We start from the raw sequence: 21,874 nt of genomic DNA, 5'->3' as shown, positions 1-21,874 counted from the left end.
GCACCGATACTACGGTACTGCACCTCACTATCGCCAGCGGCCTGCACAGCGATACCACGGCTACGGCTTGTGGATCTTACCAGTGGAACGGACAGACCTATACCACGAGTGGGGATTACAGCTTCACTACGACCAACGGAGCCTGTACCGATACTACCGTGCTGCACCTCACTATCGCTAGCGGCCTGCACAGCGATACCACGGCTACCGCCTGCGGATCCTACCAGTGGCACGGACAGACCTATACCACGAGTGGGGATTACAGCTTCACTACGACCAACGGAGCTTGTACCGACACTACCGTGCTGCACCTCACCATCGCCAGTGGCTTGCACAGCGATACCACGGCCACGGCTTGTGCCCAGTTTATCTGGCATGGACAGACCTACACGTCTTCGGGAGACTACAGCTTCACAGCCCCGAACGGTGCCTGCACCGATACCACCGTGCTGCACCTGACCATCGCCAACGGCACCCATACCGATACCACGGCTACAGCCTGCGCCCAGTATGCATGGCATGGACAGACGTATACCACATCTGGAGATTACAGCTTCACGACTCCCAACGGTGCCTGCACCGATACCACCGTGCTGCACCTGACCATTGCGAACGGTACCCATACCGATACCACGGCTACGGCTTGCGGCTCCTACCAGTGGCATGGTCAGACCTATACCACCAGTGGTGACTACAGCTTCACCACGACCAACGGAGCCTGTACCGATACTACGGTGCTGCACCTCACCATCGCCAGTGGCCTGCACAGTGATACTACGGCTACTGCCTGCGGCTCCTACCAGTGGCATGGTCAGACCTATACCACCAGTGGTGACTACAGCTTCACCACGACCAACGGGGCTTGTACCGATACTACGGTGCTGCACCTCACCATCGCCAGTGGCCTGCACAGTGATACTACGGCTACTGCCTGCGGCTCCTACCAGTGGCATGGTCAGACCTATACCGCATCTGGAGACTACCCCTTCTATGCTACCAATGGCTCCTGCCAGGATACCGTAGTTCTCCACCTCACCATCGCCAGTGGCCTGCACAGCGATACCACCGCTACGGCTTGTGCCCAGTTTATCTGGCATGGACAGACCTATACTACCAGCGGCGACTACAATTACTATTTATCCGGACCGGGCTGCACCGACACTACGGTGCTCCACCTCACGATCACGAACGGTGGCACACGCACCGACACAACCGCCACGAGCTGCAACCCCTTCGACTGGTACGGCGTTACCTATCCCGAAAGCGGCACGTATTACCACATCACGCAGGATCCCGCCGGCTGCCCCGATTCGATCGTGCTCCACCTCAGCATCAACGCACCGAATCTCCGCATCAACGACCCCGCCATCACGTGCAACCAACCGACCGTTGACCTGACCGCTCCGGCCATCACCGCCGGCAGCAGCCCGGGGCTGAGCTATTCGTACTGGATGAACCCGGGCGCCACCCAGCCGCTGCCCAACCCGAACGCCGTAAGCAACAGCGGCATCTGCTACATCAAGGGAAGCGGCGCCAGCGGCTGCCACCGCGTATCGCCGGTCAACGTGCGCATCTCCAACATGAGCCTTACCGCCGATGCACAGGCTGCAACCTGCAGTGGCGCCACCGGCTCCATCAGCGTCAACGCCAGCAACGGCGTACCACCCTACCGCTACAGCCTCGATGGCAGCAACTACCAGCCCTCGCGTATCTTCAATAACCTGGCGGCCGGCACCTATACCGTATATGTACAGGACGGCGGCGGCTGCGTCGGCCAGCTGCAGGTAACGCTCGAAGGCAGCATCAGCGCGCGGATCGAAGGCGGCGGATCGCTTTGCAGCGGCAGCTCCGACACCCTGCGCGTATACTGCACCGGTTCCGGTCCCTGGACGCTCGTGTACAGCGAAGGAAGCGTACAGCACAGCATCAGCGGCATCAGCGCATCGCCCTACCTCATCGCTGTAACACCCGCCGGCAGCACGACGTACAGCCTCGTGAGCATCGCCAACGCACAGTGCAGCAACAACAGCCTCAACAGCTCCGCGACGATCAGCGTAGCGCCCGCGATCACCGGCGTACGTTACCCCACGGAAATGGCGGAATCTGATACGCCCAAGCAATTACAGGCAAGGAATTTGGGTGCTAATTGTAGTTATCAATGGGCACCGCCAACGGGCCTGAACCTCACGACAGTCTACAACCCGGTATTCCGGCACAACCAGGACCAGGAATACCTCATCCGCATCAGCAACGGCACCGGATGCAGCACGGTAGATACCGTATTGGTACAGATCCGCAACAGCACGACACAGAGCATCCATTCCGACATCTTTGTGCCGAAAGCCTGGAGCCCCAATAACGATGGACATAACGACCGGCTCTACCCGCTGACGGTCCACATCAGGGAACTGTACTACTTCCGGATATTCAACCGCTGGGGACAACTGATGTTCGAGACCAATATCATCGGGGCAGGCTGGGATGGCCTCTTCAAGGGACTACCACAAGTGAATGATACTTATACGTGGACACTGGAAGCCGTGGGCGAGGATGGAAAGTATTACAAGCGAAGTGGCAACTCAGTATTGTTACGCTGACCGCTAACCTATAAACACCCTACCATGACTTGTCTTCGACTGATGGCAATCGTATTGTCATTTGTTAAGCTGACGCGTGCCGACGCGCAGGACCCGAGCTTTTCGCAATTCTTTTCCTCACCGCTCAATATAAACCCCGCCCTCACCGCCAATATCAATTCCGACTGGCGCGCCATCATGCACTTCCGCGACCAGTGGAGCGGCCCCGCGCATCCTTACGTGACCGGGACCCTTTCCTTCGACAGCAAGATCCTCCAGCACAAGATCGCCCACATGCCCGAGCAGCCCAACATCTGGGGCGTAGGCGGGCTGCTGATGTACGACCGGACGATGGGCGGCGCCGTACGCAGCACCTATGCCACGATGACCGGCTCCTACAGCATGCGTTTGTACGACGGCGACTATGTTCACCGGGTCAACGTCGGCTTCGGCGGCACCTACGGTCGGCGCTATATCGATTTCACACGGCTTGATTTTGAAGAGCAGTTTACCGGCAACGGCTTCGACACTAACCTGCCCACCGGCGAAGTGTACCTCGAGAATATGAAGCCCTTTGTTTCGCTGAGCGCCGGACTCACCTACAGCATCAAAAGCGAGCGGACCAACTTCGACGCAGGCCTGGCAGCCTACCACCTCAACAAGCCGCAGCAAACCTTTCTCAAAAACGACAACCAGGTGATCCCGCTGCGGAAGGTGGCCCATGTCAATTTCGAATCGCTCATCGGCGACGAGCTGCTGCTCAGCACCAACGCCATCTACCAATACCAACTCAACGCCAACTACCTGTCGGTAGGCGGTGCGATGGGTTACTTCATCAACGAAGCAACGATGATCGACGCGGGCGTCTGGTATTGGTCGAAGAACGCGATCATTCCCTACATCGGCTTCGGGATCGGTTCCCTGCAGGTCGGGATTTCGTACGATGCAACCCTGTCAAAGCTCAAAAGCGCATCGCCACGACCCAACACCTGGGAGGTGGCCGTCATCCTGCGCGGCATCCGCGAGCCGACCAAACTGATCTATTGCCCATGGAAGTAAGTCGACGCAAACGCACAGCCAGCCTGAGCTTCGCGCGAAGCACGCGGCAATGGCGGCACAAAAAAAACAGCGCACTTTCCCCGTGGAAATACAATTGTGGCACTCTATTGGTCTTTGAATTACCGGCAGCGATCAATAGACCCGGCAACCGCCGGTCGATTTGGTCCGGCCGTTGCTAACCTCCTATCTTACCCGATCCTGCGCATTGTTGCAGGAGTCAAAAAGGCCTCTTCCAACGAAGAAGCCTTTCCTTTTTTTAATGCCTGCGGGAAGTTCCGCTGCGGGTACTACCTGTTCATTGGCAAGTGAATGCTGGCGAAACTTTCCGTAGTGAAAAATTGATGTCAAAAAATGAATCAAGTGCCGAAGGCTGTTGCTTTCGGGAAGGCTGGCCAGTGTTCGAATCTTCTGCTCAATGACGTAAACCGGATTTGAACCGTTCTTGTCGGGCCTCGCCCGACGAAGCCCGCTGCAAATCGGGACACGTGCGAAAATAAAAAGCCCGCCGTCGCTCTATCGAGCTCTGGCGGGCGATGTCGGGAAGACAGGATTCGAACCTGCGACCACCTGGTCCCAAACCAGGTACGCTACCGGACTGCGCTACTTCCCGAACCTGTCCGCCGAAGCCTGGGCGATGGCGGGCCAGTTCCCTCTGCAGGGGCAGCAAAGCTAGACTTTTCAAAGCTAGCAAGCAAAAGAGTTTGCAGGGCGCAATAAAACCGCCGCAGTTGCCCGCAGCTTACCTTAGTCGCACCCAAATGTTGAACTATGCAGCTTGACGACAGCCTACTGAAAAAATACGCCCAGGTGATGGTTCGCTACGCCCTTAACCACGGCAAGGGCATCAACCCAGGCGATACCGTGTTCCTTGTGGCACAGGAGTGCGCCAAAGACCTCTTTCTGGCCGTAGCCCGCGAAGTGTACGAAGCCGGCGGCAACCTCATCCCCAACTTCCAGCCCGACAACACCCGCGGCGGCAGCCTCGCCCGCCTGCTGCTCGAAAAGGGCTCCGAAGAGCAGGTGGCCTTCTTCGCAAAACCTTACTGGCAGGGCATCGTCGAGGCAACGGACCATTTCCTCTTCCTGCTCTCCGAGCCCGACATCCACTACCTCGAGGGCATACCCGCCGCGCGGATCAGCCGGATGAACAGCGCCCGTGCCCCTTACATGCAGATGCGCGAGCAAAAGGAGCAGGCCGGCAAGCTCTCCTGGTCGCTTTGCCTCTACGGCACGCCCTCCATGGCCGAGGAAGCCGGCCTCTCGCTCGAGGACTACTGGGAACAGATCATCGAAGCCTGCTACCTCCGCGAAGACGACCCGGTGGCCAAATGGAAATCGGTGCAGGCCGAGATCGAAGCCATCAAGGACCGCCTCGACGCGCTGCAGATCGAGTCGCTGCACATCGCCGGCGACGATGTCGACCTCCGCATCCGCCTCGGCGCGGGCCGGCAGTGGCTCAGCGGCGGCGGCAAGAACATCCCGAGCTTCGAGATCTTCACCTCACCCGACTGGCGCGGCACCGAGGGAAGCATCCGCTTTGACCAGCCCCTCTACTATTCCGGCAAGCGGATCGCCGGCGTATCCCTCCGCTTTGCCAACGGTGTCGTTGTCGAAGCATCGGCAACGGAAAACGAGGAAGCACTCAAGGAAATGATCGCGCAGGAAAACGCCGACAAAGTGGGTGAATTTTCGCTCACCGACCGCCGGCATTCGCGCATTACCAAATTCATGGCCTCCACCCTCTTCGACGAAAACCGCGGCGGCGAGTCCGGCAACACCCACATCGCGCTGGGCAATGCCTACAAAGACGCCTACCCCGGCGACATCGCGGCGATGACCGAAGCGCAGTGGGCCGACCTGGGCTACAACGCCTGCCCCAAGGTGCACACCGATATCGTCAGCACGAGCAACCGCACGGTCACCGCGCTGCTCCCCGACGGCAGCGAGCGGGTCATCTACCGCGATGGCCAGTTTGTTTTGTAAAGGAAGGGTCCTGCTCCGTCCGTCCTTGGATCACAGGCCGGGAAATAAAAAACCCACGCGATTGCGTGGGCTTTTTTTGGTGCGGTGAGGGCGGGATTCGAACCCGCGGTACAGTTTAACCCGTACGGCAGTTTAGCAAACTACTGATTTCAGCCACTCATCCACCTCACCTTTCCGTAGAGTGGGGGGCAAAAATAGGGAGTTCCGGTTAACTGCCCAAGATTTTTGACGCAAAAAACTGCTGGCCGCCACTACTTTACCGCCGCGGCCGCCAGCTTTTTCTCCACGTGAATCAGCTTGCCGTCGGCATTGAAGCCTTCGAGCACGATGCGGAAATTTTTCGTGATGTCGTTGTTGTAAAACGACACGCGCGCCTTGCGGCGGTTGCGGTCGAGGTAAATCACCGGCGCCCAGTACAAGGTCGTGCGGTAATCGGCCACCGAGGGAGCATCGGCGCTGGCGTAATCGGGCGAATAAAAAACACGCTTCGGAGTATACCCCATCACGCGGGCCGAGCCCATATTGCTTGGCTTGTTGTCCACCGCTACGTCGCCGCCCTTGCGGGTGTATACAGCGATCACGCCACCGCCACCGCCCGACATGATGCTTTCACCGGGCCGGAACACTTTCACATAGGCGATCTCGCTCATCGGCGTACTCGCCAGCTGCTCCACATCGGCCTGCATCTCGTTGAGATAGATCGCCGGGCTGCCCCCGCGCCACTGCAGGCTCGTACTGGGTCCGCCGCCGGTGATCTGGAGCCCCGCCACCTTTCCCTGCAGGTATTGAAAGATGTTGGCGTAGTTGCGCGCAAACGGATCGTTCACCAGGTCGAAGGCCGGCGCATCGCCACCGAAAAGAGCGCTTACATATTTCTGCTCCATCTTATCCTTCGTTGTCTTGCTCCGCCCTTTTACGGTGATGTTCTCGAGCTCCACGTTCCGTGCGAGCTTCGTAGCACTTTCACGTGCAACAGCAGCTATCCGTGCGTTTACAGCCGCTACCGCAGGCGATACGTCGGGAAGAGCGCGGAAGAGCGCCGAGTCGGGCCGGAAGCGGGGCGCGCCTTTGTACAACCCGTTCTGCAGTTGCAGCAGGCCCGTGCCGGGAGGAATGCCTTTATCGCTGAAGCTGAAATAGAACCGGGCGGTGTCATAAAACACGAGCCCGTCGGCCAGCACGCCGCCCTTGCGGTCAACGGGGAGCACGATAAAGCTTCGCGCCGATTCGGCCGTCTCGAGGATGCCATTGAGCTCCAGGTGGCCCGACAGACGCCCGGGCGGAAGTCCCTGCACCTGGCCCTGTACCTGCAGGTACTCGGTTTCGGCAAAGCGATGCGCCTCCGTATCGCCCGACAACACACGCGGCCAGTCGTAGCGACGCCAGCCGTGCGTAAGCAACACGAGATCGAGCTGCACCGGGATGCTGTCGTTGTTGCTGTAGAAATAATAGTAAGGATTCTCAATGCGGCCGCGGAGCTCGCTGGTCAGCAGCAGCCGGCTTACGATATTATCGTCCATACCGGCCGCCTCGTTGATGTCGGCATCGGTTACCGAAAGCGAAAGGTTGGCGAGCGACGTATCGGTCATCGCGATCTCCAGCTTGTTGAGCGCGCGCTTCGCATCGCTCTTCTGCACCAGGTACGCATCGGCATCGAACTCCATATCGTGCTTGTTCACAAAGCTGACGCGCTCCTGCAGCGGACGGTAATTGTTGTCGAAAACAGTGATACAAAGAATCCCCGAAGGAAGCGGCCCCGTGGGGAAAAGCCCGCTGGCCGTGCTGCGCACCGCGAGGTTGATATCGGCCTTGTAAAAAAGAGCGCCGTTCATCGTAGCCACCACGTGCAGGCTCTTCGCGGCTTCGCCGGCAGCAGCCGTGCGCGTTACCGTAAAGCGCTTGTTGTCGCCATCGTCGGCCACGCGGAGACTTACGCCCTCGGCCTGCACGGCGGGCAATGTTGTGTTATAGGTCTTGCCCCGCGCATCCTTCCAGCGCGCCGTATAGGTAGTACCTACCTGCCCTGTGAGTTCCAGCTTGCCCATACCGTTGTGGATGCTCGCGAAATCGGCCAGCTTCACGCCCTTAGCGTCGACGATGGTTCCGCTCACGGCCACGGGTAGACCCTTCGCATCGCTGGCGATAAAGGCGATCGTTGTCGGGATGCCGGCTACCCAATCACCTCCTTCGGGCAGGAAGCTCAACGAGGTGAGGGCCGGAGCAGTTGCAACCGGGCGCGCAGCGACAGCGGTCTTCGGTACCACGCGGATTGCCTTGTTATATAGAAATGACGTGTCGCTATTGAGCATCGACATCGTATAGGCACGGAAATAAAGCGCGCTCTTCGCATAGTTGCTGTCGAGGGCAAAAGACCCGCTGGCGCCGGAGAAGCTGACGGGCGTAGTCACGCGCGCCAGCACCCTCCCGCCTTCATCGGCGAGCTCGGCGTATACGTTCCTGCTCACATCCGAGGGCATCCCCCCGGCAAAGAGGTAGGCCTTGAACCAGATAATGTCGCCGGGGTTGTACAGGTTCTTGTCGAAGTGCACATAGATTTTTTCGCGGGGGTCGGCAAGTCGTTGCCGCTCTAGGAGCGAGTCGAGACCCTGGGCGCGAAGTCCGATGGAAGAAAGGCCCAGTACGAGCAGGAGCAATACACGTTGGATCATAAGCACCGCTAAGTAAGCGCAGTCCCGTCAAACCGCCGCGACATTAACACGGCGTTTACCTGTGCCCCCTTAGTCCTCGTTCACCGCAGCCTTATGCCGCGCCTTCATCTGCTCGTAAAACGAGTGCCGGTCTACCAGGTTGGCCGCCAGGCTGGCGATCATACCCGCAAGCAGCAGCTGAAAGATCACGTTGTGCCGGTCGGTCATCTCGAGCACCAGGATCGCCGAAGTAAAAGGCGTGCGGGTTACACCGGTGAGGAAGCCGACCATCCCGGCCAGCACCAGCACATTGGCCGCGGCGCCGCCTGCGCCCGTGATGCCGGCCACCCAGCCGCCGATGGCCGCCCCGCCGGCAAGGGCGGGCGCAAATACGCCACCCGCCGCGCTCACGTTGAAGCAAAGCAGCGGCCCTGCCATCCGCAGCAGGATCGTGGTAAAGCTACAGGCCTTGTCGGCGGTGAACAGCAGGTGGTTGATCAGCTCCTTGCCCGAGCCGAGCACCCCGGGATCGATGTAATAGCACAGCGCGGCCATCGCCAATCCGGCCAACAGTATATATACAATATGTCCCCAGAGCGGCATCCGGCTTTTCATCCGCACAAGCGCCAGGATGGCCTTGCACAGTCCCGCGCCGCCGAAGGCCGACAGCACCGCTACGAGCCCCAGCGCCGGGAACAGCCGGAAGCTCAGGCCCGGCACATCGGGGTAGCCGAGGTAGAGATAAGGCCCCAGCAGCGCCTGGGCGGTAAGGCCCGCGACGATAACCGAAGTAAAAAGGGCCGTACGGAAATAGCGCACGTGCACACGCGCGAGCTCCTCCACGGCAAACACGAGACCGCCGAGCGGCGTGTTGAACGCGGCTGCTAGCCCCGCCGCGGCGCCGGTAAGCAGGAAGCTTTGCCGCGCGAGCCTTGGCCAGCTCGATGGGATCCATTTATTAAAGGCGTGGAAGATGGAGCCGGCGATCTGGATCGTGGGACCCTCGCGGCCGATGGCGCCGCCGCCGAGCACCATCAGGAAGCTCGACAGGATCTTGACCCATACCACCCGCAGGCTGACGAGCTTCTTCACCTTGTGCTCATGGCCGGGCACCGACAGGTCGATCGCGGCCATCACCTGCGGGATGCCGCTGCCGCGGGCAAAAGGCGCCCAAAGGTGCACGGGCAGCCAGGCCAGGAAGAAGAACAGCGGGGCCAGGAAGAAGATCCAGGCCCGGTGCGCGTGCAGCACGTCCTGCAGGAGGTGCTCGCCGAAACCGAAGATCTTGGTGTACCCTACCGCAACAAGCCCGACGGTAAGCGAGGCGAGCCAGAAGGGAAGCGCGTGCGCCGCATGGCGAATGAAGGGCCGGTTCATCCAGCCTTTCCGCACGGGGGTAAGGGCTTCCGTCGCAGCCACGGGTGTTTCAACAGGTATCTCGCTCATGGCGCAAATTTCGACGCAATACCGGGAGGCTGCGGGCGAACTAACCGCATTCTAATTAGGGCCGCCGTTCATGCCGGTATCATTGTTGCGGCTCTTCTCAAAACAAAGGTTATGAAAGACGATAAAAAAACGCCGGGATCTCCTGCCGATGAGCAGAACCGCAAAACAGAAGAGAAGAGCCGGGAGAAGCACCTGACCGATGACGGCCGCGAGTCGAGCAACGGTAAGGTACGCGGTGTCGAAGGCAAGGACTATGTGATCCTTTCCTCGGGCCTTGGTATCGATGAAGACGAAGTAACGGGCTAGATCCCTGACGATATCCGCAAATCGAAGATCCCGCCACGAGGCGGGATCTTTCATAAGGCAAGCAATCGCGAAAAATAATCAGAGGGCCGCCAGCTGCACTTTCTGCTGCAGCTCAACGACGTTCTCCCGGAAGCCGCTGTCGGTGTCCATCAGGTCCTTCACGGTCTGGCAGGAGTGAATAACGGTTGTATGGTCGCGTCCGCCGAAGTGTTCGCCGATGCTCTTGAGCGAGTTCTTGGTAAAAGCCTTGGCGAGGTACATTGTGATCTGGCGTGCCTGCACGATCTCGCGCTTGCGGGTTTTCTGCAGCAGCTTTTCGTAGGGCACCTCGAAGAAGTCGCACACCATCTTCTGGATGGTATCGATGGTGATCTCCTTGCTCGAAGACTTCACGAAGTTGCGGAGCACCTTCTTGGCCAGCTCCAGGTCGATCTCCTTGCGGTTGAGCGACGACTGGGCAAGCAATGAAATCAGCGCGCCTTCAAGCTCGCGGACGTTGTTATTGATGTTATAAGCGATATACTTCACCACTTCGGCCGGCATCTCGAGACCGTCGTTCTTCATCTTGCGCTCCAGGATCTCGATACGCGTCTCGTAGTCGGGCACCTGCACGTCGGCGCTGAGGCCCCAGCGAAAGCGGCTCAGGAGCCGCTCCTGCACGCCCTCGAGGTCCTTGGGTGCCTTGTCGGAAGTCAGCACGAGCTGCTTGCCGCTCTGGTGCAGGTGGTTGAAGATCGAGAAGAACGCGTCCTGCGACTTCTCGGCCTTGTTGAAGAACTGTACGTCGTCGATGATCAGCACGTCGATCATCTGGTAGAAGTGGATAAAATCGTTGATGGCCTGGTTGCGGCTGTGGTCGATAAACTGGTTGATGAATTTCTCCGACGACACATACAGCACCACCTTGTTCGGATGCGTGCGCTTTACCTCATTGCCGATGGCCTGCGCGAGGTGCGTCTTGCCAAGGCCCACGGTACCATAGATCACCAGCGGGTTGAAGGAGTTGGCACCGGGCTTCTCGGCTACGGTCTTGCCGGCGCGGCGGGCTACGCGGTTGCAGTCACCTTCTATATAGGCGTCGAATGTATAATTCGGGTTGAGCTGCGGGTCGATTTGCATCTTCTTCAGACCGGGAATCACAAACGGGTTCTTGACCGGCGTGTTGATCACGAGCGGGAAGTCCATTTCGTTTCCGGCAAAAGATTTATAGCCCTGGCCCGCCATATCAACAGTTACGGGCTTGTTGTAGTTGTTGCCCCCGTCGACCATGATGCGGTATTCGAGCTGCGCATCTTTTCCGAGCTCGCGCTTGAGCGTCTTGGCGAGCAGGTTTACGTAATGCTCTTCGAGGTATTCGTAAAAAAACTGGCTGGGAACCTGGATGATTAATACGCTCTCTTTAAGGGCTACGGGTTTAATGGGTTCGAACCATGTTTTGAAATGCTGCCACTCCACAATATCCTTGATGATCGCCAGGCAATTGTTCCAAACAAGTTCAGCATTCTTCTCCATGCAATTCAAGCAGTTTATATTGAGTTAGGACTTTTCAACGCGGTGTTCACATTCGCACAAGCCGTGGATAACTTAATTTTTTTAAGTCAGGAGGACGAAATTGACTTAAAAGAAACTCAGAAAAAAATTTTTATCCTTCGGTTTTTTTCGTAACTAAAATCGACTGTGAATTAGCCAAATTTTTTCCTTTCTTTTTCTCAAAAACAAAGTCCAGGCGACCCAGCTGGATACCGGCCCAACCCACCTGGTTGATCAGGATATCGTCGCCCTTGGTATTCTTCAGCACCTCGGGTGCCTCCATGAAGGTGTGGGTATGTCCGCCGATGATCAGGTCGATATCCTGCGTAGCCACGGCAAGCTTGCGGTCGGAGATGCGGTTGTCGCTGTCGTACTTGTAACCTAGGTGCGAGAGGCAGATGACGAGGTCGCAGCCTTCGCGCTTCAGGAGGGCGGCCGTCTCGTTGGCCTTCTGCACCGGGTCGAGGTATTTGGTGCTGGCCCACAGGTTGGCGGGAATGAGCCCGTCGCCGTCGATGCCCACGCCGAGCACGCCGATCTTTAAGCCGCCCTTGCGGAAGATCTTGTACGGTGCATACATCGTTTCCATCGGCGTGCCCGTGAAGTCGTAGTTGCAGACGATCATCGGGAAGCGCGCGTGCCGCGAGAGTTGCGTGGCCAGGTCCTCAAGCCCCGCGTCGAAGTCGTGGTTGCCGATCGTCGTTGCATCGTATCCCATCGCGGTCATCGCCTTGATCTCGGGCTCGCCTTTGTAAATATTAAAGTAAGGTGTGCCCTGGAAGATGTCGCCGGCGTCGAGCAGGAGCACGTTGGCCTCGCGCTCGCGGATCGATTTGATCAGCTCGCTGCGTGCGGCCACGCCGCCAAGGCCCTGGTTCTTGCCGCCATCCATCGGGAAAGGATCGATGCGGCTGTGGGTATCGTTGGTATGCAGGATCGTCAGTCGCTTCGGCGCATCGGCTTCCTCCACGGCTCGGGCAAGGGGCGCAACGAGCAAGGCGCCGGCGGCCAGTGCTGTTTGCTTCAGGAATGTTCTTCTAGGGTACATTGACAACACGGTTTTCTTCGTTAGCGGAAATATTTTTCCCCTCGCTCTTGAGGTGACGGATGTATACGAACAGCGCATCGCGCATCAGGTAGCCGACATTCTGCTGCGGGATGTCCTTCAGCATCGCGGCCTGGTCGCCGCCGTTGGCCACGTAGTCGGAGTTGACGAGCGTGTAGATCCTGGCAGGATCGAGCGGCTGCCCGTTGATCTTTACATTGACCGCCTTGCCGCCCTGGATCTCCATCGTGATGCCGTGCACGGGCCATCCTTTTTTGGAAGCCGTGAGGTCGAGCAGTTGCTGCAGCACGCTGCCGGGCACCTTCTGCAACACGAGCAGGTTATCGAAGGGCATCAGCTCGAATACCTTGCCGCGCGTAACCGCGCCGGCGGGAAGCTGCGTGAGGCGGATGCCGCCGTAGTTGAGGATGCCCACATCGGCCTTTACGCCGAAGGCCTGCTCTGCGCCATAGAAGAAGGCGTCGACCATGAAGTTGCCAAGTGTTCCTTCGGGCTGTTTTTTGTCGAGGCTCTTATCGGCATAGCCCACCACTTCGTTCATGCTCCGGTCGACACTGTCGCGGTAAGGACCCATCAGCCGCTGCAGCACGGTGTCGCGCCGCAGATCCGTAGTTATACGGTAATCGTTGTAGTCGGCCCGTACCGGCTGCTGCGTAGTCCGGCAGGAAAGTGAGCCGGCCAGCAGCACAAGAAGGGCTACAGATGTATGCGTTTTTTTCAACATGGTTATTCGTGTGGAAAAGTAGTTCCGGGCGGTTAAAGTACACAAGTTTTCAACATTTCCCGAGGGGTATTTTCCGCGCCGTTGCCTTTCGGTTGCCAAAGCGTTAAAAGACGCGGGGCAAGGAAAGATCCCGCCAAAATCCCGGACCTTTGCAGCACGTTTCAGGATAAAAACCTGACCTCATTTATGCCCCAGCAGATTACCCTTCGCATCCGCGCCGAAGAAGCGCAGGAGGAGCAAAGCATCCGCCGCGCTGCCGCCGAAACGCTCGCCCTTCCCGAAACCGCTATCAGCGGTGTACAGCGGCTCCGCCAGTCGCTCGACGCACGGGGCCGCCAGGCCTGGCTGCAGATCAAAGCCAATGTATTTGTCAACGAGCCCTATAGCCCCGAGCCTCCGCTCCACCTGCAACTCCCCGACGTGAGCCGCGCACCGAAAAGCGTCATCGTTGTTGGGGCTGGTCCCGCCGGCCTCTTCGCCGCCCTGCGTCTTATCGAACTCGGGATAAAGCCCGTTGTGCTGGAGCGTGGCAAGGACGTTCGCGCCCGCCGCCGCGACCTGGCCGCCATGAACAAGGAAGGCATCGTCAACCCGGAAAGCAACTATTGCTTCGGCGAGGGTGGTGCCGGCACCTACAGCGACGGCAAGCTCTACACCCGCAGCACCAAGCGCGGCGACGTGCAGCGCATCCTCGACCTGCTCGTGAACTATGGCGCCGACGACCGCATCCGCTACGAGGCACACCCGCATATCGGCACCAACAAGCTGCCGCATATCATCACCGCGATCCGTGAGGCCATCATCGCACAGGGCGGTGAAGTGCTGTTCGAAAAAAAGCTTAGCGACTTTACGCTGGAAGGCGACCGAGTTACCCGCATCCGTACCGCGGATGGTGATGAGCTGCCCGCCGATGCGCTGATACTGGCAACAGGCCACTCGGCCCGCGATATCTTCGAGCTGCTTCCCAACAAAGGGCTGCGCATCGAGTTCAAACCCTTTGCGCTCGGTGTCCGCATCGAGCACCCCCAATCGATCATCGACCAGGGACAGTACCACTGCGACCTGCGCCCCGAATGGCTGCCGCCTGCAGCCTACAGCCTCGTACAGCAGGTGGATGGGCGCGGCGTCTTCTCCTTCTGCATGTGCCCGGGCGGCATCATTGCTCCCGCGGCTACCGCGCCCGGCGAAGTGGTGGTGAACGGCTGGTCGCCGTCGAAGCGCAACAATCCCTACGCCAACAGTGGCATCGTCGTGAACGTGGAGGAAAAAGACATCCGGGATTTCCGGAAGATGGGACCGCTTGCGGGCGTGGGCTTCCAGGGCGCCGTGGAGCGGAAAGCCTTCGCCGCCGGCGGCGGGAAGCTCGTGGCGCCGGCGCAGCGCCTTGTCGATTTCACCAAAGGAATTACCTCTCCTACCCTGCCCGACTGCAGCTACCTTCCCGGTATTCATTCCGTAGATCTACGGTCCGTGCTCCCGGGCTTTGTGCACGCCGCGCTGCAGCAGGCCTTCAAAGAATTCGGCCGCAAGATCCGCGGCTATTATACGAACGACGCCGTTGTGGTGGCTACCGAGTCGCGCACCTCCTCGCCCGTACGCATCCCCCGTGACCCCGGTACGCTTGCGCACCCGCAGGCCGCCAACCTTTATCCCTGCGCCGAGGGCGCGGGTTACGCCGGCGGCATCGTTTCGGCCGCAATGGATGGCGAGCGGGTAGCGACGCAAATCGCGAAGGTTCTCGTGGGTGCTTAGGGTACTGAAAGGTTTTGAAGGTTTTGGAAGGTTTTGAAGGTTTTGAAGGTTTTGGAAGGTTCGGGCGCGAAGCGTCATTGCGAGAAACCGTTGCTGAAGGCAAACGGCTTCGAAGCAATCTTTCGGGGTTTTACGCTGAGGTAACACATGGCCGCAGCGTATACCCCACGGGATTGCTTCGCTGCACTCGCAATGACGGCCCTAACAACAAAAAGGCGCCGCACGCGCGACGCCTTTTTTCATAGCCATTCTATTCTATTAGTAGTCTATTCCATTAGCAGACTACCCAATTAGCAGACTTCTTAATCAGCACTCCCCTCCTGCTTCTCGCGGGCGCGGAGCATTTTGTTTTGCAGCAGCTGGTTTGTTTTGTACGAGATCAGCTCCTGGGCCCAGGCGCTGCGGGCTTCGGGTGTTACGGGAGCTTTCAGCAGTCCGTCCAGGTTGGGTTTGCCCGCGTCGACCCAGGCGGTGTACCAGAAGTCGGCGATGAGGTGCGCGGACTTGAGCAGCTGCTGGTTGATCGTCGGCGCCAGCTTCGCGGCATAGGCACGGGCAAAGGCAGACGAATAACTCCGCGACTCACGACCGTTGCGCATCTGCACGCGGTACTTCGTGGAATCGGTGAAGTCTTTCGACACTTCCTTCTCCATATCGAAAAGCTGCGGAAGGAGGGCGTGCGCCTCGCGCACGGCTTTCCATACTGCCTCTTCGGGCTTTTTGAGGTAGGTGGCCTTGTGCTCCTCGTAAAGATTGTAGCCGGCGAGCTCGATCTCCGGGATGGTGCTTTCCCAGAGGCTGTGCAGGCCCTTCTGGCCGGTCAGCTGGCCGTCGTGGTTTTCGGTGGTATGCAGCGGAACGTTGGCATCGCCTACATAGTGGGCGAGGTCGGCGGCATAGAACAGGATGCTGTCGCGGTTGCCGCTGCGGAAGGCCTCGGTTAGCTTGTCTTTCTGGTTGACGACCCAGTAGGGAACAACGCCGTTGCGGGTGAAGCTGTCGGCGCCGTACTTCGCCACCGCGCTTTTCCAGTCGAGGGGCATCGTGTTGGCTGCATCGGGGCCGAAGCGCTCGAGATCGATGAAGTGTTTCGGACCTTCCGTGGGATCGCTGTTGCGGCGCTGGTCGGGGCGCACCGAGTAGCGCACCAGGTAGTCCATGTTGTCGTAAAAGAAGTGTTGCACGTTATCGGGAAGCTGGTATACGGCCAGCTGGGTCGTTGTGCGGTGCACCAGGAAGCCCCAGGAGCTGAGACCCAGAACGAGCACGGCCAGGAAAAGCAAGCGAGCGTTGCGCATGTTCGGAAATTTTGGGCAAAGGTGGCCCTTTCTGCAACAGCACCCAAAGGGCGCGCTCCATTTCGTCCTGCCGAAACGCGCTTTTGTCAAATATTTAGCGGCAAACGGGCCCGGTCGGGTAGCTTGCATACACTTCAACCAAAACAAGGATATGATCCTGGAACTTCGCAATCTCCGGAAACACTACGCCACCCAGAAGGCCGTCGACGACATTTCCTTCTCCGTAGAGGAAGGCAGCATCTTCGGGCTGCTTGGCCCTAATGGCGCCGGCAAAACGACCCTCATCCGCATGATCACCGGCATCTTTCTCCCCGACGCGGGTGAAGTGCTTTTTGAAGGCCGCCCCTTCCGCCCCGAGCACGACATTGCCGCCATCGGCTATATGCCCGAGGAGCGTGGCCTGTACAAAAAAATGAAAGTGGGCGAGCAGGCCGTCTACCTCGCGCGGCTCCGCGGTCTTGGCGCCAAAGAAGCCGACGAGCGCGTACGCGAGTGGTTCGACCGCCTCGGGATGCAGACCTGGTGGAACCGTAAGGTCGAAGACCTCTCGAAAGGCATGTCGCAGAAATTGCAGTTTGTAACAACGGTCGCCCACCGCCCCCGCCTCATCATCCTCGACGAGCCCTTCAGCGGCCTCGATCCCGTCAACAGCAATATCATCAAGGAAGAGATCTTCCGCCTGTCGCGCCAGGGCAGCACCATCCTCTTCAGCACCCACCGCATGGAGCAGGTGGAGGAGATCTGCAACGGCATCGTGCTGGTCAACAAAGGCAAAAAGATCCTCGACGGCACCATTAAGGAAGTAAAGCAACACTTCAAGGAAAACCTGTTCCGCATCGGCTTCGACACATTGCCGCGCGTGCTGGAAGGCCCCGGCTTCGCCGTTATGGGCGCCGTACCCCACGAGCCCGTCATCACCGTGCGCATCGACGACGGCGTATCGCCCAACCAGGTGCTGCAGTTCTTTATCGAAAAGGATATCACGGTGCGCTCCTTCAACGAAGTGCTCCCCACCCTCAACGACATTTTCATCCGCCTCGTGGAAGGCACCACCGCCTCCCGCTCCTTCCAAACCATCACCGAATAAATACGGGCCGCCATGAGTAAGATTGGAATCATCATCAAACGCGAATACATCAGCCGCGTACGCAAGAAGACATTTATCCTCACCACCCTCCTCACACCGCTGTTCTTTGTGGCGCTGATCGCGGTCGTCACCGCCATCACGATGAAGAGTATCCGCAAGGAAAGCATCGCCGTGGTCGACCCGAGCGGCCTGCTGAAGGAGACGCTCCTGAGCAGCGACAACATGGGGTACGACTTTTCCGCCAACGCCGACACCAGCAACTTTACCGCGAAAGGCTTTTCGGCCATCCTGTATGCGCCACACACGGGGATCAACCAGGGCAATGCCTACCAGGTGGTATCGCAGAACAGCCTGAGCCGCTTTGCCCACGACAAGATCGAGCATGACATCGACCGCGCGGTGGAGAATCACCTGATCAGCCGCGAGCTGCAGGTTGATCCGAAGCGCATCGACTCGATCAAGAAGGTTGCCGACAAAACGAAGATCGTACAGATCAAAAAGAGCGACCTCGAGCGGAACACGCAAAGCAACTTCGGTCTCGGCCAGGCCATCGGCTACGTGACTGCCTTCCTCATTTACATCACGCTGTTTATTTATGGAGTGATGGTGATGCGCGGCGTCATTGAGGAGAAAACGACGAAGGTCGCCGAGGTGATCGTGTCGTCGGTGCGCCCCTTCGAGCTCATGATGGGAAAGATCCTCGGCATTGGCGCCGTTGGCCTCACGCAATTCTTTATCTGGATCCTGCTGATCACGGGACTCAGCATGGCCGCCAGCGCCTTCATCCCGCACGAGCTGCTGTCGCAGGCACAGCAGGCCTCGCAGCAGGTGCCCGGCTCGATGCAGCAAAGCTCGGAAGCCGCGCAGGCCATCATCCAGGCGCAAACGATGCTCGGCTCGGTCAACTGGCCGCTGGTCATCGGCTGTTTTATTTTCTACTTCATCGGCGGCTACCTCTTTTACGCGGCACTCTTTGCAGCCGTGGGCAGCACCGTTAACGAAGACCCGGCCGACGCACAAAGCCTCACACTCCCGATCACGATGCCGATCGTCGTGGCCATTATCATCATGATCAATTCCATCAACGACCCGAGCAGCCCGCTGGCCACCTGGGCGAGCCTCATACCCTTCACGTCTCCGATCGTGATGATGTCGCGGATTCCCTTCGGTGTGCCTGATACTGTTCCGTATTGGCAGCTGGCCGTCTCCATGATCCTGCTGGTGGCCGGCTTCCTCGGCACCACCTGGCTCAGCGCACGCATCTACCGCACGGGCATCCTGCTGTATGGCAAGAAGGCAACGTGGAAGGAGATGATCAAGTGGATCGCCCGGTAGAACGCACGGGGATAACGCAGATAGATACAAGGGGCCGTTGCTATGCAACGGCCTTTGTCATTGCGGGCGCAGCGATCCGGACAGCCTTCGTTAACAATTCCAAAAAATCCACGGGCAACATTCTATTTACGAATTTCATCGTATTATTGTACGAAACATTTCGTTTACCACAAAACCCTTGTTATGAAAAAGACCCCACGCAACCTGCTCTTGGCCACCCTCCTGCTCGCCGCCTGTGGCGCCGCCGCCCAGCCTGCACGCCCGAAAGCTCCGGAAGCCGCACCGACGCCGCCGGCCACCGAGCGGAAGATCCGCAACTTCGATGACGTCGAAGCCGAGCTGAACCGGGTGCAAAAGCAACTTGATGAAATGCAGGAGTCTCGCCTGCCTGCGCCGCCTCCACCGCCACGCATCGACTTCGCAGAGACCCGCCGTGAGCTCGACCGCGCGGACAAGGAGCTCGCACGCACCCACGAGCTGAGCGCCCGGCAACTCGAAGACGCGCGCCGCCAGATGGCCCGCGCCCGCCAGGAAATGGCCCGCGTGGAAGCCGACCTGCCGCGCATCCAGGCCGAGGCAGCACGCTCCCGGGAAACCGCCCGCCAGTCGATGGCCGAAGCGAAACTGCGCATGGCCGAGGCGCGCGCCGAGATTAAGTCGTACAGGGAATTTGAAGACGCGCTCGTAACTGCCGGGCTCATCAGCCGCGATCACTATACCATTGAGCACCGCGACGGCAAGCTCTTTATCGATGGAAAGGAGCAGCCCGCCTCCGTGTACGAAAAGCACCGCGCTTTCCTCGACAAGCACAAGCGCTTTACCTGGAAGAAAAGCGACGACGAGTTCCAGATCAACGATCATGACTAAGCAGCGTGAGCGTGTGAGCAAGTGAGCGGTGAACGAGGCACAATGCCAGCCAAACGGTCGACGGAGATAAGCTCACCGCTCACCACTCACCGCTCACTGATACCACTGTCCCGTACCTTTACCAGTACGGGATTTTTTTATGCAGATGTACTACGTAGCGATCGTACTTCCGGAGGAACTCAACCGGAAAATACATCCCTTCAAGGAGTGGATGCGCGAGCGCTTTGGCTGCCTGGTGGGATTGAAGTCGCCGGCCCACATCACCCTGCTGCCGCCGTTCTGGATGGACCCGGCCCGCGAGCCGGACTTCAGCGCCGACCTCGATGCCTTTGCCCGTACGCAGGCACCGATACCGGTAACGGCTTTGGGCTTTTCGGCGTTCAAGCCGCGCACGCTGTTTATTGATGTCGTGGCCGACGAACCGCTGCGCGCGTTGAAGGCAGCCTGCGATCATTGGTTTGAAGCCCGCCCGCAATACGGGATCCGGATCGACCGGCGTCCCTTTCACCCGCATATCACCATTGCCACGCGCGACCTGCCCAGGGGTTCCTTTGCCGAAGCCTGGGCGCACTTCGAAGGCCTTCGCTTCCAGGAAACCTGGACGGCCGATGCGGCAACGATCTTAAAGCACAACGGAAAGGGCTGGGATGTTTGGACGGCCGCGCCTTTCGGCAATCGTGAATCGTGAATGGCTGGCGCCAACAAAAAACGGATGCCTTTGGCATCCGTTTTCTTTATTGGCCGCGCATTGCGGATTGACGATTCACGATTGACGATTCACGACTCACCACTACTGAAAGTCGAAGAAGTGCGCGGGGCCGGGCGTAAAGTCGTACGTAGAATGTTCTTCGAGTGTAACGTTCAGCTCGGCAGCCTCATCGACACGCTGGATGGTTTTTTCGCGAACCACTTTGCGGAAGCCGGCCTTCTCGAACACGAACCGGTAGGTTCCGGGCTTCAGGTCGTCGAAGGTATAGGCGCCGCTGGCGTCGGTCTGCACCACCTGTTGTTTCTGGTTGTTGCTGTAAGCGGTAACGGTAACGTTACTGAGCGGCTTTCGCGAGTCGCTGTGGAATACACCGCCGGCGACATCCGTCTTCCGGGTGCTTTCTTCGCCGGCGCCGCAAGTGCCGTTATTGGCGCGGGCGCCCACTGTGCCTGCAAGCAGACCAACCAGCAGCAGTAAACGTAGTTTCATGACCGTTGTTTTGGATGAGGAAAAAGCCAGGAACGAACTCCTTCGTAAAGTTATAGTTTTTGCAGCGGATTTTCCAAGGCTTCCGAAAATTCCTTCCACACCTCTTCCACGATGGCCGCGGCCGGCTCGATCTGCCGGATCAGGGCGCACACCTGGCCGATCTCCAGCTCACCTTCATCGAGGTCGCCCTCGTACATGCCCCGCTTGGCGCGGGCACGGCCCAGCAATTCCTGCAGCTCCTCGGCCGATGCGCCTCTCGCCTCCGCTTCCTGTACCTGCGCGGCAAATCGGTTGCGCAGCAGCCGCACCGGTGTCAGTGCTTTTAAAGACAGGCGCGTGTCGCCTTCCGCTGCATGGACCACGGCATCCTTGAATGCCGGGTGCGACGAAGCTTCTTCCGAAGCTACAAAGCGCGAGCCCATCTGCACCCCTTCGGCACCGAGCACCATGGCTGCCAGCATCTGCCGCCCGGTGGCGATACCGCCCGCGGCGATCACCGGGATCTGCACGGCGCGCGCCACGGCAGGCACAAGCACCATCGTGGTGGTTTCCTCGCGGCCATTGTGCCCGCCGGCCTCAAAGCCTTCGGCCACCACGGCATCGCAGCCGGCTTCCTCCGCCTTCCTGGCAAACTTGCTGCTACTCACCACGTGCACCACCCTGATACCCTGCTGCTGGAAATGCTTTGTCCAGGTTTTCGGGTTGCCCGCCGACGTAAATACGATGGGAACTTTCTCTTCGATGATGACCTCGATATGCTTGTCGAGATCGGGGTACAGCAGCGGCACGTTGACGCCGAAGGGGCGGTCGGTGGCGGCGCGGCACTTGCGGATATGATCGCGGAGCACTTCGGGGTACATGCTCCCGGCACCGATGATCCCCAGGCCGCCGGCATTAGACACAGCGGCAGCAAGGCGCCAGCCGCTGGCCCAGATCATACCGGCCTGGACGAGCGGGTAGCGGATGCCGAAAAGACGGGTGATTCGGTTCTCAAACATG

Annotated in this window: 17 protein-coding genes and 2 tRNA genes; 9 read left to right on the top strand and 10 right to left on the bottom strand. The window is 59.1% G+C overall.

Going from position 1 to position 21,874, the window contains the following annotated elements; translation table 11 throughout:
• Both ACYU7Z_RS17610 and ACYU7Z_RS17605 read left to right on the top strand, forming a co-directional pair.
• Positions 1-2,597, top strand: a 2,597-nt coding sequence (locus ACYU7Z_RS17610; RefSeq protein ID WP_460572891.1) for a T9SS type B sorting domain-containing protein, incomplete at its 5' end; no start/stop codon positions are given.
• A 24-nt stretch (positions 2,598-2,621) separates the two neighbouring features.
• Positions 2,622-3,635, top strand: a complete 1,014-nt coding sequence (locus ACYU7Z_RS17605) for a PorP/SprF family type IX secretion system membrane protein (RefSeq protein WP_460572889.1) — start codon at positions 2,622-2,624, stop codon at positions 3,633-3,635.
• Between the two features lie 536 nt (positions 3,636-4,171).
• Here the strand turns inward: ACYU7Z_RS17605 and ACYU7Z_RS17600 are convergent.
• Positions 4,172-4,245, bottom strand: a tRNA-Pro gene (locus tag ACYU7Z_RS17600).
• 158 nt (positions 4,246-4,403) lie between these two features.
• Here ACYU7Z_RS17600 and ACYU7Z_RS17595 point away from each other — a divergent pair.
• On the top strand, positions 4,404-5,618 hold the full coding sequence (locus tag ACYU7Z_RS17595; RefSeq protein ID WP_460572887.1) for an aminopeptidase: 1,215 nt from the start codon (positions 4,404-4,406) through the stop codon (positions 5,616-5,618).
• 82 nt (positions 5,619-5,700) lie between these two features.
• Here the strand turns inward: ACYU7Z_RS17595 and ACYU7Z_RS17590 are convergent.
• The 3 genes from ACYU7Z_RS17590 to ACYU7Z_RS17580 form a co-directional block, all read right to left on the bottom strand.
• Positions 5,701-5,789 (bottom strand) — tRNA-Ser (locus ACYU7Z_RS17590).
• An 80-nt stretch (positions 5,790-5,869) separates the two neighbouring features.
• Entirely contained in the window at positions 5,870-8,287 is a 2,418-nt protein-coding gene (locus ACYU7Z_RS17585; RefSeq protein WP_460572885.1) for a hypothetical protein, read from the bottom strand.
• A 69-nt stretch (positions 8,288-8,356) separates the two neighbouring features.
• The gene (locus ACYU7Z_RS17580; protein ID WP_460572883.1) at positions 8,357-9,712 is read right to left on the bottom strand and encodes a voltage-gated chloride channel family protein; all 1,356 of its coding nucleotides are present in this window, start codon (positions 9,710-9,712) and stop codon (positions 8,357-8,359) included.
• A 111-nt stretch (positions 9,713-9,823) separates the two neighbouring features.
• Here ACYU7Z_RS17580 and ACYU7Z_RS17575 point away from each other — a divergent pair, with 111 nt between their 5' ends.
• Complete coding sequence (locus tag ACYU7Z_RS17575; RefSeq protein WP_460572881.1) at positions 9,824-10,018, top strand: hypothetical protein; 195 nt, start codon at positions 9,824-9,826, stop codon at positions 10,016-10,018.
• 78 nt (positions 10,019-10,096) lie between these two features.
• Here ACYU7Z_RS17575 and dnaA read toward each other — a convergent pair whose 3' ends face one another.
• From dnaA to ACYU7Z_RS17560, 3 genes are all read right to left on the bottom strand, one after another.
• Positions 10,097-11,530, bottom strand: a complete 1,434-nt coding sequence (dnaA, locus tag ACYU7Z_RS17570) for a chromosomal replication initiator protein DnaA (protein ID WP_460572879.1) — start codon at positions 11,528-11,530, stop codon at positions 10,097-10,099.
• A 130-nt stretch (positions 11,531-11,660) separates the two neighbouring features.
• A complete protein-coding gene (locus ACYU7Z_RS17565) occupies positions 11,661-12,596 on the bottom strand; it encodes a bifunctional metallophosphatase/5'-nucleotidase (protein WP_460572878.1) in 936 nt (311 codons plus the stop codon).
• Positions 12,586-13,338 carry a bifunctional UDP-sugar hydrolase/5'-nucleotidase gene (locus tag ACYU7Z_RS17560; RefSeq protein WP_460572876.1) on the bottom strand — a complete coding sequence of 251 codons (753 nt, stop codon included), beginning with the start codon at positions 13,336-13,338 and terminating at the stop codon, positions 12,586-12,588. The genes ACYU7Z_RS17565 and ACYU7Z_RS17560 overlap by 11 nt, the downstream gene beginning before the upstream one ends.
• 186 nt (positions 13,339-13,524) lie before the next feature.
• Here ACYU7Z_RS17560 and ACYU7Z_RS17555 point away from each other — a divergent pair, with 186 nt between their 5' ends.
• Positions 13,525-15,090, top strand: a complete 1,566-nt coding sequence (locus ACYU7Z_RS17555; protein WP_460572874.1) for an NAD(P)/FAD-dependent oxidoreductase — start codon at positions 13,525-13,527, stop codon at positions 15,088-15,090.
• Positions 15,091-15,392: 302 nt separating this feature from the next.
• Here the strand turns inward: ACYU7Z_RS17555 and ACYU7Z_RS17550 are convergent, their stop codons facing one another.
• Positions 15,393-16,388, bottom strand: coding sequence for a zinc dependent phospholipase C family protein (locus ACYU7Z_RS17550; protein ID WP_460572872.1), 996 nt, complete (start codon positions 16,386-16,388; stop codon positions 15,393-15,395).
• Between the two features lie 151 nt (positions 16,389-16,539).
• On the opposite strand from ACYU7Z_RS17550, the gene ACYU7Z_RS17545 reads away from it, so the two are divergent.
• The 4 genes from ACYU7Z_RS17545 to ACYU7Z_RS17530 all read left to right on the top strand — a co-directional run bounded on the left by ACYU7Z_RS17545 (position 16,540) and on the right by ACYU7Z_RS17530 (position 20,365).
• Positions 16,540-17,475, top strand: coding sequence for an ABC transporter ATP-binding protein (locus tag ACYU7Z_RS17545; protein WP_460572870.1), 936 nt, complete (start codon positions 16,540-16,542; stop codon positions 17,473-17,475).
• Positions 17,476-17,487: 12 nt separating this feature from the next.
• Positions 17,488-18,810, top strand: coding sequence for an ABC transporter permease (locus tag ACYU7Z_RS17540; RefSeq protein ID WP_460572868.1), 1,323 nt, complete (start codon positions 17,488-17,490; stop codon positions 18,808-18,810).
• A 183-nt stretch (positions 18,811-18,993) separates the two neighbouring features.
• Positions 18,994-19,677, top strand: a complete 684-nt coding sequence (locus tag ACYU7Z_RS17535; protein WP_460572866.1) for an HlyD family secretion protein — start codon at positions 18,994-18,996, stop codon at positions 19,675-19,677.
• Positions 19,678-19,816: 139 nt separating this feature from the next.
• Entirely contained in the window at positions 19,817-20,365 is a 549-nt protein-coding gene (locus ACYU7Z_RS17530; protein WP_460572864.1) for a 2'-5' RNA ligase family protein, read from the top strand.
• Between the two features lie 102 nt (positions 20,366-20,467).
• Here ACYU7Z_RS17530 and ACYU7Z_RS17525 read toward each other — a convergent pair whose 3' ends face one another.
• On the bottom strand, positions 20,468-20,875 hold the full coding sequence (locus tag ACYU7Z_RS17525) for a carboxypeptidase-like regulatory domain-containing protein (RefSeq protein WP_460572862.1): 408 nt from the start codon (positions 20,873-20,875) through the stop codon (positions 20,468-20,470).
• 50 nt (positions 20,876-20,925) lie between these two features.
• A complete protein-coding gene (locus tag ACYU7Z_RS17520; protein WP_460572860.1) occupies positions 20,926-21,873 on the bottom strand; it encodes an NAD(P)H-dependent flavin oxidoreductase in 948 nt (315 codons plus the stop codon).
• Position 21,874 lies beyond the last annotated feature (1 nt).

This window comes from Flaviaestuariibacter terrae (assembly GCF_054777635.1).
This window is presented reverse-complemented; position numbering and strand designations above follow the sequence as displayed.